19 protein-coding genes are annotated in these 13,876 nt (G+C 33.1%); 9 read left to right on the plus strand and 10 right to left on the minus strand.

From position 1 onward, the window contains the following. Positions 1-40 precede the first annotated feature (40 nt). Together YN1551_RS00185 and YN1551_RS00190 are read left to right on the plus strand one after the other, a co-directional pair. The gene (locus YN1551_RS00185; protein WP_012716916.1) at positions 41-1,039 is read left to right on the plus strand and encodes an NAD(P)/FAD-dependent oxidoreductase; all 999 of its coding nucleotides are present in this window, start codon (positions 41-43) and stop codon (positions 1,037-1,039) included. A gap of 21 nt (positions 1,040-1,060) precedes the next feature. Then, positions 1,061-1,801 carry a class I SAM-dependent methyltransferase family protein gene (locus YN1551_RS00190; RefSeq protein ID WP_012712723.1) on the plus strand — a complete coding sequence of 247 codons (741 nt, stop codon included), beginning with the start codon at positions 1,061-1,063 and terminating at the stop codon, positions 1,799-1,801. On the opposite strand, the gene YN1551_RS15550 is transcribed toward YN1551_RS00190, so the two are convergent. Genes YN1551_RS15550 through YN1551_RS00200 form a run of 3 tightly spaced genes read right to left on the minus strand, consistent with a single transcriptional unit; the run spans position 1,724 to position 2,736 of the window. After that, positions 1,724-2,209, minus strand: coding sequence for a DUF371 domain-containing protein (locus tag YN1551_RS15550; protein ID WP_012716917.1), 486 nt, complete (start codon positions 2,207-2,209; stop codon positions 1,724-1,726). The two genes, YN1551_RS00190 and YN1551_RS15550, sit on opposite strands and share 78 nt — an antisense overlap. Continuing rightward, positions 2,169-2,462, minus strand: coding sequence for a YhbY family RNA-binding protein (locus YN1551_RS00195; protein ID WP_012712724.1), 294 nt, complete (start codon positions 2,460-2,462; stop codon positions 2,169-2,171). The genes YN1551_RS15550 and YN1551_RS00195 overlap by 41 nt, the downstream gene beginning before the upstream one ends. Continuing rightward, positions 2,422-2,736: a ribonuclease P protein component 4 gene (locus YN1551_RS00200; protein ID WP_012712725.1), complete on the minus strand. Its 315-nt coding sequence runs from the start codon at positions 2,734-2,736 to the stop codon at positions 2,422-2,424. The genes YN1551_RS00195 and YN1551_RS00200 overlap by 41 nt, the downstream gene beginning before the upstream one ends. A 21-nt stretch (positions 2,737-2,757) precedes the next feature. Here YN1551_RS00200 and YN1551_RS00205 point away from each other — a divergent pair, with 21 nt between their 5' ends. Next, positions 2,758-3,429 carry a 16S rRNA methyltransferase gene (locus tag YN1551_RS00205; protein ID WP_012716918.1) on the plus strand — a complete coding sequence of 224 codons (672 nt, stop codon included), beginning with the start codon at positions 2,758-2,760 and terminating at the stop codon, positions 3,427-3,429. On the opposite strand, the gene YN1551_RS00210 is transcribed toward YN1551_RS00205, so the two are convergent. Beyond that, positions 3,410-3,985 (minus strand): hypothetical protein, encoded by a 576-nt coding sequence (locus YN1551_RS00210; protein WP_012710223.1) that lies wholly within the window; start codon positions 3,983-3,985, stop codon positions 3,410-3,412. The genes YN1551_RS00205 and YN1551_RS00210 overlap by 20 nt on opposite strands. Before the next feature lie 75 nt (positions 3,986-4,060). Beyond that, on the minus strand, positions 4,061-4,240 hold the full coding sequence (locus tag YN1551_RS00215; RefSeq protein WP_012710224.1) for a hypothetical protein: 180 nt from the start codon (positions 4,238-4,240) through the stop codon (positions 4,061-4,063). Between the two features lie 573 nt (positions 4,241-4,813). Between YN1551_RS00215 and YN1551_RS00220 the strand changes: the two genes are divergently transcribed. Further along, positions 4,814-5,698, plus strand: a complete 885-nt coding sequence (locus tag YN1551_RS00220) for a cation transporter (protein WP_012712726.1) — start codon at positions 4,814-4,816, stop codon at positions 5,696-5,698. On the opposite strand, the gene YN1551_RS00225 is transcribed toward YN1551_RS00220, so the two are convergent. Further along, on the minus strand, positions 5,666-6,532 hold the full coding sequence (locus YN1551_RS00225; RefSeq protein ID WP_012716919.1) for a menaquinone biosynthesis family protein: 867 nt from the start codon (positions 6,530-6,532) through the stop codon (positions 5,666-5,668). The two genes, YN1551_RS00220 and YN1551_RS00225, sit on opposite strands and share 33 nt — an antisense overlap. A gap of 103 nt (positions 6,533-6,635) precedes the next feature. On the opposite strand from YN1551_RS00225, the gene YN1551_RS00230 reads away from it, so the two are divergent. Next, positions 6,636-7,166: a DUF84 family protein gene (locus YN1551_RS00230; protein WP_012712728.1), complete on the plus strand. Its 531-nt coding sequence runs from the start codon at positions 6,636-6,638 to the stop codon at positions 7,164-7,166. Here YN1551_RS00230 and YN1551_RS00235 read toward each other — a convergent pair. Both YN1551_RS00235 and trxA read right to left on the minus strand, forming a co-directional pair. Beyond that, on the minus strand, positions 7,147-7,800 hold the full coding sequence (locus tag YN1551_RS00235) for a hypothetical protein (protein WP_012710228.1): 654 nt from the start codon (positions 7,798-7,800) through the stop codon (positions 7,147-7,149). The genes YN1551_RS00230 and YN1551_RS00235 overlap by 20 nt on opposite strands. Positions 7,801-7,812: 12 nt before the next feature. Then, entirely contained in the window at positions 7,813-8,220 is a 408-nt protein-coding gene (gene trxA / locus YN1551_RS00240) for a thioredoxin (RefSeq protein WP_012716920.1), read from the minus strand. 56 nt (positions 8,221-8,276) lie between these two features. Between trxA and YN1551_RS00245 the strand changes: the two genes are divergently transcribed. Both YN1551_RS00245 and YN1551_RS00250 read left to right on the plus strand, forming a co-directional pair. Further along, positions 8,277-9,191, plus strand: a complete 915-nt coding sequence (locus tag YN1551_RS00245) for an NAD(P)/FAD-dependent oxidoreductase (RefSeq protein ID WP_012716921.1) — start codon at positions 8,277-8,279, stop codon at positions 9,189-9,191. Beyond that, positions 9,181-9,894 (plus strand): D-aminoacyl-tRNA deacylase, encoded by a 714-nt coding sequence (locus tag YN1551_RS00250; RefSeq protein WP_012710231.1) that lies wholly within the window; start codon positions 9,181-9,183, stop codon positions 9,892-9,894. Before YN1551_RS00245 ends, YN1551_RS00250 begins: the two co-directional genes overlap by 11 nt. Here YN1551_RS00250 and YN1551_RS00255 read toward each other — a convergent pair. Beyond that, positions 9,859-10,491: a 2,3-diphosphoglycerate-dependent phosphoglycerate mutase gene (locus YN1551_RS00255; RefSeq protein ID WP_012712731.1), complete on the minus strand. Its 633-nt coding sequence runs from the start codon at positions 10,489-10,491 to the stop codon at positions 9,859-9,861. The genes YN1551_RS00250 and YN1551_RS00255 overlap by 36 nt on opposite strands. Before the next feature lie 68 nt (positions 10,492-10,559). Here YN1551_RS00255 and YN1551_RS00260 point away from each other — a divergent pair, with 68 nt between their 5' ends. Both YN1551_RS00260 and YN1551_RS00265 read left to right on the plus strand, forming a co-directional pair. Beyond that, on the plus strand, positions 10,560-11,537 hold the full coding sequence (locus YN1551_RS00260) for a metallophosphoesterase family protein (RefSeq protein ID WP_012716922.1): 978 nt from the start codon (positions 10,560-10,562) through the stop codon (positions 11,535-11,537). A gap of 211 nt (positions 11,538-11,748) precedes the next feature. Next, entirely contained in the window at positions 11,749-12,075 is a 327-nt protein-coding gene (locus tag YN1551_RS00265) for a hypothetical protein (RefSeq protein ID WP_012710234.1), read from the plus strand. Position 12,076: 1 nt separating this feature from the next. Here the strand turns inward: YN1551_RS00265 and clsN are convergent, their stop codons facing one another. Continuing rightward, positions 12,077-13,840, minus strand: coding sequence for an SMC-like protein coalescin (gene clsN / locus YN1551_RS00270; protein WP_012716923.1), 1,764 nt, complete (start codon positions 13,838-13,840; stop codon positions 12,077-12,079). Positions 13,841-13,876 lie beyond the last annotated feature (36 nt).

A 13,876-nucleotide genomic window follows, 5' to 3' on the forward strand; every position in this document is an offset into this window, starting at 1 on the left:
TAAATAGTATAAATACTACAACCTAATAGGTGGTTTGTAAGTGAATGAGTACGATATGGTTATAATCGGTGGTGGTCCAGTAGGTCTATTTGGAACTTTTTATGCAGGATTAAGAGATATGAAAGCATTATTGATAGATGCTCAAGATGAGTTGGGAGGTCAATTGGTTTCATTGTATCCGGAGAAAATTGTATATGATGTTGGTGGTTTAGCAGGGATTCAAGCCTATGAATTAGCTCAAAGGCTAATTGAGCAAGCTAAAATGTTTGGTCCAGATATAAGAGTTAATGAATGGGCAGATATGATAGAAAAAACCAGCGATAACATGTGGATAGTTAAAACTGATAAAGGTTCATATAAAACTAAGACTATTTTTATTGCAGCAGGTATAGGGAAAATAGTACCTTCAAGGTTAGGAGCTAAAGGAGAGATTGAGTATGAGAATAAAGGGGTTTATTATACCGTAAGGAGAAAGAAAGACTTTGAGGGTAAGAGGATATTAGTAGTAGGTGGTGGAGACTCTGCAGTTGATTGGGCATTAAATTTAGCCCCAGTAGCTAAATCCGTTACATTAATACACAGAAGAGATCAATTTAGAGCTCATGAGAGAAGTGTAAAGGAGCTTTTTAGGGTTGCTAACGTTTACGTCTGGCATGAACTAAAAGAAATTAAAGGGGATGGTAATAAGGTAACTCAAGCTATAATATTTGATAATAGGACAAAGGAGGAGAAAGTGCTTAATGTAGATAGTGTAATTATAAGTATAGGATACAAAGGTGATCTTGGTAACATTCCTAAATGGGGAGTAAACATGAAGGGAAGGGATATAGTTGTTAACGGTAAGATGGAAACTAACTTACTTGGTGTTTACGCTGGAGGAGACATTGTACAGCTAGAAGGTTCTCCCAAGTTAGCGCTAATAGCTGTGGGTTTTGCCCATGCCGCTATTGCTATAAGTGTAGCGAAGAAATATGTGGAACCTAGTGCCTCCTTATTTGCTGGTCATAGTTCGGAAATGGACAAATTTAAACCTAAGTAATTATTCTTTTTTCTAAATGCGATGAAGACTGAAAGGCTTAACGCGTATTTCCCTGGCGTGAGAAGTTATTACATTATAGGCGAGATAGCTATAGTAACTCCTAAACGAGTTAACGTTGATTATAATTTAGTTGCTCAGAAGATTATGCAAGCTCATCCTAAGATAAAGGCCGTATATCTTAAAAAGAAGGTAAAAGGCGAATTAAGAACAAACGAATTAGAATTTCTATCTGGAGAAAGAATATCCAGCACAATCTACAAGGAGAACGGAGTATTATTTTATGTAGATATAGTCACGGTTTATGTTAATCCTTCTCTTTCTGGGGATAGACTAAAAAATGTGGAACTTGTTGAAGAAGGAAGTATTATATTAGATGCTTTTACTGGTTATGGTGCTATTGCACTAAATATAGCTCATAAAAAAAGGGCTTATATTGTTGCTGGGGATGTTAATATCAACGGATTGTATATGCTCAAGAAGTCTTTAAGTCTGAATAAGATAAAAGGTATGATAGATATCGTTCAATATGATGCGCATTATCTGCCATTTAGGGACAAGGTCTTTAAGTTATCTTTTGGAGATAATCCTACTTTGATAATTGATTTCAAAGAAGAGTTGTGCAGAGTTTCTGAAAATGTCGTATTTTACATTTTGTGCGAATCCAAAGATAAGGCAAATTCAAGTTTAGGTAAAACTGAGTGGGTTAAGATCAACGACTATTCTAAGAATCTCTTTATCTTCAAGGGGGTTGTCAGATGCTAAAATATGAACTTCTCCCTCAACTTCAGTTTTAAGCAAGTTAATTATTTCTCTATTTATATCTCTTGATGCTTTATCTGATCTTATCATTACTGTTGATCCTTCTATAAAAGTAGATTTTCTGAATATAATCTTATTTTGATTCTCAAAAGTAAATTTAGATGAACCTCTACCGTGAATTATGTCAAAGAGCTCTTTCACCCTAATCACCGCGTAAATAAACCTTTCATCGTTTCTAGCAATCTTTTTGAAGCTTTCACTTAGATCTCTTGCACCTTTATTGGCTAATATTCCTATTATACAGTCTCCTCTAGTCGTAAGATAATGATCCTTAGTTATTTCTAATGTGGTCTTATGTAATCCTCTAATGTTATAATGCCCCTTGATCTTTATCTTGTCTATTGCTATCAATTTTGGCTAGTATAAAAGTATATCCTCTTACCTCTATAAGTTTAGCTCCAACCATCTCTGCAACTCTTTTTGCGAATTCTTTTCGATCATCAATTTCCTTAATTCCTATTTTTATCTTTATCACTTTATGTTCATTTAATCTCCTTTTTATTTCATTTAGCATACCTTCAGTTACACCATATTTACCTATTCTTATATCTGCCCTTTCAGCCCTAGTTTTCTTTATTAGATCCTTTATTTCTTGAGAGTACATATCTCCTTTGCCAATTACAAATAAGACATGTTCTAATTAAAATCTTTGACCTAATTCTCCTTCTCTCGGTCACACCAGTAATAAGGGGTGTATAACATTTTCTACAAAACATGCGTTTGTACTTTAAAGGAATTTTAATTCTACCTTTTCTCGAATACATTTCGGCTAATTTTATATATTCTCTTGCTAACTCCAAATCTCCCTTCCTTGCAGTAATGTAAGCCAGCTCAATAAGCTCAATAATTCTCTTCTTAATCTTGTTTTTTATTCTCACGATAACTACTAAACCCCCTTTATGTTAAAATATTCTATGCATTTAAATATTGTCTTACTGGAAGCTAGTCTAGAACTAGTTCCAAAAGAAATAGTTAACCATCCAGCTGTTATTAAGAACGCTAAAAGAAGGGATAAAAAACCTGAAGAGACTTTACTAGACATTTCCTTACACTATCATGCAATGAAAAGTTTAGAAAACAGCCATAAAAGAGGCAGACCTGATATTTTACACCAAGCCTTACTTGTAATTCTAAACGATCCAGTAATTAAAGGTGACCTATTTATACATACCATACAATCTAAGATAATTAAGGTAAATCCCAATATGAGGCCACCTAAAAATTATTTGAGATTTATGGGTTTAATGGAGCAACTATTGAAATATGGAAGAATCCCTATTAATGGCGATGAGAGTCTAATGGAAGTTACAAATCTTACACTAGAGGAAATTGCAGCTAGATATAATTTAATATTACTATCAGAAAAGGGGGAAAAAATAAATCCAGAAGAACTCTGTAAGTTAGATGAAAAATGGATTTTAGGAATAGGAACTTTTCCTCATGGAGACTTTTCTGAAAAAATTTTGAGTTTAGCTAAGAAAATTTATTCTATAAGCGAATTTCAGCTAGAAACACAACAAGTTTTGTGCCGAATCTTCTCTGCTTGTAACTCTATTTTAGGTTGGCCTTAGCTTTGATAGTAACTATTCCACCTGGTACCACATCTACATCTTGTATTGACAAATCATATGCCTCTGCGATTTTTGAGAATATCTTTCCTGCACATAAGGTAGAGATTAAACTAAATCCGGTTCCAGTTATTCTAAATTCTATTACATCACCAGCATTTTTAATTGCTACATTTCTTATGGGCAAGATAATTTTAATTGCATTATAAAAATCAAATAATTCATCTAGCGTTGAGGCTTTTGATCTCAAGAATGACCCTATTTGCTCTCCTACTTCTTCACACATATTTTCATACTGCTTACTGTCTTTTTCATAAGCTAATTTGGTTAAATTCTCAAGGAACCAACTCGTTACCGGAACTATATCTAATGCCTTTGATATTGTATAATAATCCACTAAACTTTCTAATGTATTTGCGTCTTCACCCTCCTTTAAAAGTTTCAGTAAGGCCTTAAGAGCAGCGTTAGTCAAAGAATAAATGGTATAACCCCTCTTTTTTGCCTCGCTTTCCAATTGCTCTATTAGGTCAGCTTCAGCTGCTATATTAACTCTTGGCATAAATCTGTCTATAGAAAGTTTGTAAAAAGACTATTTATATTTAGTCGTGCTATCGTTTAAACTTATTTTAAAAAACTATGAATGAGGTGTGAAAGCAATTAAATCAAAAATTATGAACAATATTAATAATACTATAAAGACTCCTAAATACCAATTATTATCAGCAAATAATGTCTTAATTAGATTAGCCCAACTCTTTATTTCACTTTTCTTTTGGCTCAAGTAAATCCACCACCTTAATTTATGTTTTCTCATTTATAACTTTTGCTCTAATATATATGCGAAAATTTATTTATGAAATAAATCATATATACTAGGAGATAAGACATAAGACTATTAATTTAACGTATTAGATATTTATGAAATAAATATATTGAATCTAATTCTCATGTGCGATGATGACTGCCCGTTAAACACTGATTTGGTACTGAAGACTGCTGAAAGCTTTTAAACGTGGCTTAAGTCATTATTAACGATATCAAGAGGGCGAATTCTTCTGGCCGAGAGGTGGTAGTAAAAGTTGCAATGAAGATCTACTCTTTATGAAAGAATTTCGTTAATAAAGCATATTCCTTTGCAACTCGCTCCTTGGATTTATCTCTAGAGTAGGTTGTGATACGATATTAGAGTATCTTAGGCTCTTAAATGTCCTAATAATATTGTAGTTCCAAACCGATAAGCTACCCCTTCAAGGAGAAAAATTTGATATAACGTGTAGTTAATTGAAACATGACTATTTTTACTGGTAAGTTATAAATACCCATATTATTCAATAAATATTGTATAAGAGACTCTGTTTTCCTATAAGTTATGGTGTGGTGATGAGGATTGATTTCAGTTAAAGTCCTAAGAAGACTCTCTATCATTTTTCTTTTTAGTAGCATTTTTCTTATTCCAATATTTCTGCTTGAATTTATCGTTGGAATACTATTTAAATCATATATACTAATAGCAGACTCTTACCATACGCTAATAGATTTTTTAATATCACTTCTTTTTTATTTTACTTTAGTCAAAATAAATACTAGATCTAGAAGATTTCCTTGGGGTCTCTATAATCTTGAAAGTCTTGTAATTTTGGCTACATCTATATTTATAGTCTATTTATCAGCAAATTTAATACTTAGTATGTTTGATAGTTCTATAACTTTTTCAATTTCACCATGGTATTCGATTATATTATTCGCAAGCAGTATTTACTCACTCGCGTTATACTTCGTAGAGAGGCGATATGCTGAGATACAAATAGTAAAAAACGACATGGTTCACTCCTTTTTAGATAGTATAGCTGAAGTAGTCTCTGGCATAACGTTAATCGTACAAAATATGGTTTTAATAGATGTAGTAACGTTAGCAATTCTTACATTTACCTTAAGCGACGTAATTAGAGAGATTAAGGATTCAATCCTATCGATACTTGGTGCTTCAATAGATTCTCCAATGAAGTTTCAGCTAATTAATGAACTTAGGTCAAAGAACATACCTATAATAAACTTGTATTTAAAAAGGTGTGGCTCTTTCTATGCGGTATATGCTTATATAGGTTTACCTAAAGATATAACTCTAGAAAAAGCTTATAAAATTAAGAGAAAAACTAAGAGGATAATCAAGAAATACGATAATATAGCTTGCATTGACGTAATACTCGTACCCTTAACCGAAATTAAGAAAAAGAAAATATTAGAGCAAGTCAATACTCTTTACTCTAGGTAATATTCCTCTTTCCTCACTTATCTTAAAGAAGAACTCTAATCCTCTTCTTACCTCATCAACTGGAACATTGTACTCTTGTATATCAGCCCAGATCGTCTTTCTTACTATCTCTTCATCAAGGTCCACTTTTTGCGATTCTCTCATTATTTGAACATCTCTTGGTATTATTTCATCTAAGTGTTTCTCTGCATATTTCTTACTTTTCTCGTAGGTCTCTTTAAATTTAAGTGCAAAGTCCTTTCCAACTTCTTTAGAAATTACCACCATGCCCATTGGCATTGGTGTATTATTTGAAATAGCTTTCCACATATCCCACATGCTACCTATTCTAACTACATTAATTCCCAACTTCTTTAGAGTGTACATCATCTTTATTTCATGAACTGCCACTAACACATCCCCCTCCTTTCCCAGGGCTTTTATTTCGTCCAATACTCTTCTAATTATGACTAACCTTCCATATTTTCCCATAAGTAGCTTATATAATGTAAACGCGGTAGTGTTCGGTCCATGAACTATTAGCCTGCTTCTCTTTATTTCGTTCTCACTCATTTCTTTTATTGCTAAAATTGGCATACCAGTTATACCATCCACTGCAGTTGCCACAGCATTACTTAGAATGTAATAGTCATCTTGTATGTATGGATACATTGCAGCAGATGGAACTGAAACATCCACCTCTTTCTTTAATACCGCTTCATTGATATCTTGAACAGTAGGTATTACTTCAAACTCTAAGTTGAAGCCTTCTGGTCTAACTTTTCCCTCCATTAATGGTATAAAAGGATAAAGGTCTCCAGAATCTGCAAGTGCCCCTACTCTTATTGTTACCATAAACTATAATTTAACATAACGATATATAAGTGTGATTTAAAATACGTTTATAATGTTTTCCATTAGCAACTTATAAAATCCTTGTTAATATAAACTTTAAAAGATGGTAACAATTGCTTTGGGTAGTAAAAATCCTGTAAAAATCAATGCTACTAAGGAGGCACTAGATGTTTTAAAGTTGAATTGGGATTTGATAGGAATTGAAGTTGATAGTGGGGTAGATAAACAACCTTTTTGCGATCAGACGTATGTGGGTGCTAGAAATAGGGCACTGAACGTAATAAGGGTTACGAATGCAGATATAGGGTTAGGGATAGAAGGAGGAGTTTGTAACGTCTATGGTAAATTTATAGCAAATGCTGTGGTATATGTTATAACTAAAGAAGGTTTAGAGAATTTTGCAATTTCTTCATCTTTTACCTTACCTAGTTCTATGGTTTCTTTAATACTTCAAGGAAAGGAACTGGGTGAAGCATCAGATATTATTTTTAAAACTAATAATAGTAAGACTAAAGAAGGTGCTATAGGATTATTAACTAACAATGTAATTAATAGAAAAATGCTCTATGTTCAACCTATTGTCCTCGCATTATATCCAATTTATAATACGATGATTAATAATACTCCTTTTTAACTAGTTTTATAAATAACTCGCCTATCTCTTGCAGTTTGACAGTATCGTGTTCTGAAGGTCTTGGAATTGTTGCTAGGAATACTCCATAATCTTCGTGATTTCCATCTTCATTCTCACCCTTTGGTTCGCCATATAAAGAAAATATTATAAAATCGTCAACCTTGTTTAAAATCTTTCGTACCGCACTATCTACTAATGAATAAATTTTACATTTTTCCGTAGGATCTTTATGTAGAAGCCTATCTATAGCAGTTATAGATGCTATAACGGGACTTTCTTCTATTAGCTCTAGAACTATTTGTGTTACTTTATTAATTTCCTCTTCTGCATTTACTGAAGTATCATATGGAAGACTAAGTTTGCCATAAGTCGGATTAGTTATAGGCAAATTTATTGCTACTGCATTAGTTTCTTTAAGAAGCCTAGGTTTTTCATTATTCAAATTAACTGCTGACATATCTTTTATATCCTTGAGCTCTAATACTGACATCCATGAGGTTTGCGGAAATTGTGGCTTTTTATTTAAAACAACTCCTCTATAAGTGCTGCTAAATAGTGTAAATAATGTCCTTGGATTACATTTCATGAAACTAGTATAGCTTAACCCATCTATTCCTAGTAATAAAGGGTTCATTCCTCTCACTTGTCACTCTAATAATGCCTTTATTCTTACCTCTATTTCCTCTCTGGGTACTGCTCCTAGTATTTGGTCTACGGGTTCTCCATTCTTAAAGAACATTACAGTTGGAAGGCTCATTATTCCATATCTCATTACAATATCTTGGTTCTCTTCAGTGTTTAATTTTCCAAAAGCTACTTGAGGATAATCATTGGCGAGTTCTTCTATTATTGGAGCCAATATAAAGCATGGTGCACACCATTCTGCCCAAAAGTCAACAACTACTATTTTGTTTTTAGTTATAAATTCTTCAAAGTTTTTGGAATTGAGATGTTTTACTGGCTCTTCAACCTTCTCCTTCAAGCTGTTGAGTATTTGATTTGCTTTTTTAGAGAGGATTTTTTGTAATTCTGGGTCATTTAGTTCGTCATTCATAAGAGATTATATATAGTATTCATTTAAAAAGTTTTTATCATATAAAGAGATTAGACATGCCAAAACTTATAATTGTAGGTAGTGGGATAACGGGGTTAATTACTGCACTGAAATATAGTGGAGATGTGATAATTTTAGAAAAGAATACAATTGTTGCAAATAATTCAAAAGCTAGTTTGTGGTCAATCATTCCACCTTTATGTAGCAACCATAGAGAAGATTGTGAAAAAGGTATGAGATTCTATGAAGAGATTTGCGAAAAATATGGTATCTATTGTAAAAAGACTCACATTCTTAGAGTTTCCAGTAAAAAAATAGGTGGTAAGATTGTTGATAGAAAGGAAATAAGAGGTTTTGAACCTCAACTGAATATTGAAGAAGCAGAATTTTTTGAAAATGGTCTATTCGTAGAAGGTGACGAGCTCTTCAGCATTCTTGAAACAGAATTTAACATTAAATCGAACTCAGAGGTTACGGATATATTAGTTAAAGATAATGAAATAAAATCTCTCTTAACATCAAAGGGTGAGGTAAAGGGAGAGTTCTATATTTTTGCTACTGGCTACCTAACTCCTAAATTATTCTCGAAATTAGGAATAGAGGTAAATCTGTTTAAAGGACATTTAATTATTACTAAAAAAACTAGTTTAAATGGGATATTAATTGTGAATGATAGAATTGCAGTGGAGGGAAAGAACTTATACCTTAATGGCGACTCAAAGCAAAATTCCTCCATGACAATAGATTATGATGAAATATCTAAGACCATAAATGAAATAGGTAGGGTGCTAAAGATAGACACTACAAATTTAGAGATCAGAGTAGGATTTAGAAGCGTAAGTAAAGATAGGGAACCAATTGTAAAGAAGATCTACTCAAATGCAATACTAATAACTGGTTATAGGTTCGGCTTTGCATTAGCTCCGGTACTTGCTGAGAAAGCCATACAGATGATCAAATATGGACATTAAGCTAGTTTACTCTACTTCAGATCCAGTGGGTTTGACGATAAAAAAACTTGGATATAGTTTCGAAGAGATTGATGAAGATGTAACAGATTTTCACTACAAGAATGGTGAGGCTATAGTAATTTTTTCTAGGCATGAAAGTAAGGCAAGCATTCCCTCACTAACAGTACATTATCCTGGTAATCCATCTGAAGAAGTTATGGGTGGAGAGCCTAAAAAACTCGGAATAGCTTATCCTAGGTTACTTACTTCGATTTTAAGAGAAATTAAAAAAATAGATCTAGATATAGAGAAAACTATGGAGGCTACTCATCATGGCCCTACATATCAAAACGTTCCAGTAATATTCGTAGAGATTGGTAGTGACAAGACGTATTGGACTAACGAGAGAATAGTCAGAACTTTAGTTGATTCAACTCTAAAAGGTATTGATAAGGTTGACGAGACAGATTGCAGAGATTACATTTCAGGTTTCGGTGGACCCCACTATTCTAAGCTTTTTACTAAGTTAGCTGACGAGAGTTGTATAGGCCATGTGATTTCTAAGCATTATGTTGATAAGTTGGATGACAAGGTTATAATTCAAGCTATAGCCAATTCTGTGAATAATATTAATAAAGTCGTTATCGATAGCTTAAACTTAAAGCAGAGAGAACGAATTATAGCGGCTCTAAAAAGCTTTGATATTCATATTCAGCTTAGATAGTATTTGTGGAGTTAGTAGTGGTGAACCTATACTAAGGACTTTGCAACTATCTATGTTATTTTCACATCTCAAGATAGTCAAGCTAGCATTAGGTATTCTCACTCCCCATCCACTAATATCGTCCATATCAAGTATGTACGTAACTATAGCTCTTATAGGATCGGAGTGCGATACAGCAGCTATTACATTATTATCTTTATTTATAACGGATTCGAGGAAGCTTTTCATTCTCTTTGTCATATCTTCCCAACTTTCCAGACCTTTAATCTCCATTTGTTTTTTAAAGACCTTCAACTTCCAGTGGTCATTTGGATCAAAAGTGGTGTTATTCAATTCTCCTAAGGATCTTTCTCTTAATCTTTGATCTACTATTGGAAAAATTCCTAAGGTTTCACCAATGATAAGCGCAGTCTGATATGCTCTTAGAACTGGACTAGTGTATATTTTTTCAACTTTTAATTTCATAAGTTCCTTCCCAGCATCCTTTGCTTGTGTAACACCCTCTTCCGTGAGAGGATAGGTGTTAATATCATGGCTAAGTATTTTACTAACGTTAGAGGTACTTTGCCCATGCCTAATGAAAATAATTATTGTCATCACTTAGTTGTTATATTTCCCCACTTTATTAGTTTAAACTTAAATATCATCATAAGAATAGGAGTATTGTGGTCTCATTATTTAAAAGGAACAAACATTCTACAAATTCTACTACTGATTTGAGAATTCTCTTTAGCTCAGATCTTCACGCATCGTATACAGTCGTCAAGAAGTTTATAAATGCAGGGAAAATTTACAAGGTCAATGCGTTGATAATAGGTGGGGATATAGCTGGCAAAACATTAATACCTATTATTGATCTTGGAAATAATAATTACAATATTCAAGATAAGATTGTAACATCAAGTGAATTGAATAGCTTCATCGAGAGGTTTAAGAGCGAAGGGATCTATTATGCTATATTAAGCAAAAATGAGTATGAAGAAGCGTCTCAAAATAAAAAAGCCCAAGACGAATTATTTAAGAAGGCAATAATTGCGACCATTCGTGAATGGATGAAAATTGCTGAGGAGAGATTGAAGGATTATAAAATACCTATCTTTATAAACCTTGGGAACGATGACCCAGAATATCTCTTTGAAGTATTGAAGGAGAGCGAGATATTTAAAGTTGGTGAGGGTGAGGTGTTTGATTTTAATGGATACGAAATCGTATCATACGGCTACGTTAATCCAACACCTTGGAATACGTTTAGGGAGAAGAAGGAAGAGGAGATCTATAATGACCTAAGTAAGATAGTGTCAAAAATAACTAATTATTCAAAGGCTATTTACAACTTTCATGCTCCTCCTTACAATACCAATTTAGATAATGCTCCTCTTTTAGATGAGAATCTAAAGCCCATAGTTAGAGGAGGTGAGATTGTATATACGCACGTGGGTTCTAAATCAATAAGGAGAATTATTGAGGAGACCAATCCACTATTAGGATTACACGGACATATTCACGAATCAAGAGGCTTTGATAAAGTCAATAACACAATAGTCATAAATCCAGGCAGTGAATATAATAGTGGTCTTCTTCACGCAGCTCTAGTAATACTAGAAGGAGAATCAATTAAGGCTCATCAATTTATCTTAGGTTAATTAGCTAGCTTGTAACAATCAAAATTATCTAATGGTAAGCCAAAAGGAAAGAATTAGAAAGCTAAGGAAGTGAATGATCTCTATCAAAACTTTTCAACTAATAACGCATAAGTTGTTGTATCTAACTCTTTTAGAAATTGGGAGAAATTATGTGGATTTGTATCTAAGTGATGACCAATACTTTTTTTAAGGTTCGCACTTTCTTCTATTTATGATTATATTTTATGCAATTGGTGAAAGGGATAGAGCAAAAGAATTGGTTAGAATTATAACAAAAACAAGGTGGAAGACTATATCAAAGCACGCCATAAAGATAGCAAGTTCCTCGATTGGTCCTTCTGTAGTTATATTTAAGCCAACTATGGCAGGTTTAGCTGTGGCATTATGGCTAAAACAACGTGCAGAAGAATTAGGTATGACATCTGCAGTTGGATGGTTCCAGCCTATAAATCAAATACCTCCACAAGTTGAAGATGCGATAAGAACTGATTTAAACAAGATATTGGTGAAAAAATTAGAAGTTCCATGGTCGCCGTAATTTAACTAGAAATCTCTATTTGCTTAGGTGGTAGTGTCTTTATTTCTGTGTTTTCACTACTTCTAGTCACAATTACGTAGTCTGCAATTTCAGTTAGATATTCTAATAGTCTATTGAATCTTTTCTGATCAAATGTCATTGCGGACTCGTCGATTATGAAGTAAGGAGTTTTGAAATAAGCTCTTAACGCGCTTAATACCAATATTAAAGCTAGCGTAGTTCTCTCCGACGATGATAACTTCTTTATATCAATTATAGCACCTTTTCTCCTTATAATTAATCTATAATTACCGTCAATTTCAGCTTCCATATCAAATTCGAATTTCCTTAATAATTGGTTAGATATTCTGTTAAATTCTTCCCTTGCCTTAGTTAATCTTCTTATATATTCTACTTGTAATTCATCTACCTTCTTCTGTAATTGTTCTATATGTTCCTCCTTTTCTTTCAACTCCTCTAAGACAGAGGATGGCACTCCTAATAGCTGAAGTTCATACTCATATTCTTCTCTTTTCTTTCTTAGCTCTTCTATTCTCTTTAAAATGCTTGTACTATCATCACTAGTTGCTATTGCCCCTGATAATGATTCGGATTTATTGAATCTCTCTTCAGTCTCTCTCTTCTGTCTCTCCAAATCATCTATCTGGAACTTAACTGAACCTATCCTGTTGATCAATTCTTCCTTTTTAGCTTTTAGTTTTGCGATTTCATTCTCTAGCGTCTGAAACTCCTTTAATCTAAGGTCAATTTCTTCTTTTCTTTTCTGTAATCCTATTATATCGTTACGCAAGCTATCTAGAAGTGAGGTCTTATCTCTTAATTCTCTTGATATTATTTCAGCTCTTTCTTTCCATATACTAGGATCTACTTTGCTCCCACAGACGTTACACGTATCTAAATGATGTTTATCACTTTCGTCCACTTCTTCTAATACGCGTTCAAGCACCTTAAGTTCTATTTCTAACTCAGATCTATCAGAGGTTTTCAGTTTAAGTTTCTCATTTATTTCTTCTAACTCTTTCTGAAGTTGAGTCTTTATATCGGGAGAGACTTTACTCTCCTTGTTTTGGATCTCTTCCTCAATCTTCTTTAAGGCAAATTCTAAGTTTGCTAATTCATCTTTTTTAACTTTTATTTTGTTTACTATTTCATTTATTTTATTCTGTCTTGTTAGTGTTATTGTGTATGTGGTTTTAGCTACTATATTACTACTGCTTTCTCTTTCTTTCTCCAGTTTGTCTATCTCTTCGTCTATCGCCCTTATTTTAGCTTGTATCTCTCTAATATTATTATACTTCTTCTGTAAATCATCTCTAGCATTTATCTCAGCGGTTAAGAGTTTCTGTAATTCTTCCTTTTTTGCCTTTATTTCATTTATTTTTGATGTAGCAGATATAAACCACTCTACATTACCGTCTCCAGATAATATTTGGGTTACTAACTTGTTCTCTGGAGAGAAATACGTCAGTAGCAATGCTCTATCGTCATCCATAATTAGATTTTTGTCTTCACTTAATCCATTCTTTATCCTTTTTATCCTTCTATAGTATAGTTTGTTATCCAATTCTACTTCTATATAACCACTATCTGCAAATACATTAAGTAGATCTTCTGCCTTAATACTAGATGTCAGTAAAGATATCAATGCCCTTACTAGTGATGTTTTACCGTAAGCATTTGGCGCCTCATATGATGTTACTCCTTTCTCTAAATCAAGACTATAGTCTTGCGTTATGCCACCTATATTAAATACTCTAACCTTCATCTAGTGGTATTAAAGATAAACTAGTATAAAAATTCT

It is taken from the genome of Sulfolobus islandicus Y.N.15.51, assembly GCF_000022485.1.
In the GTDB taxonomy this organism is placed as follows: domain Archaea; phylum Thermoproteota; class Thermoprotei_A; order Sulfolobales; family Sulfolobaceae; genus Saccharolobus; species Saccharolobus islandicus.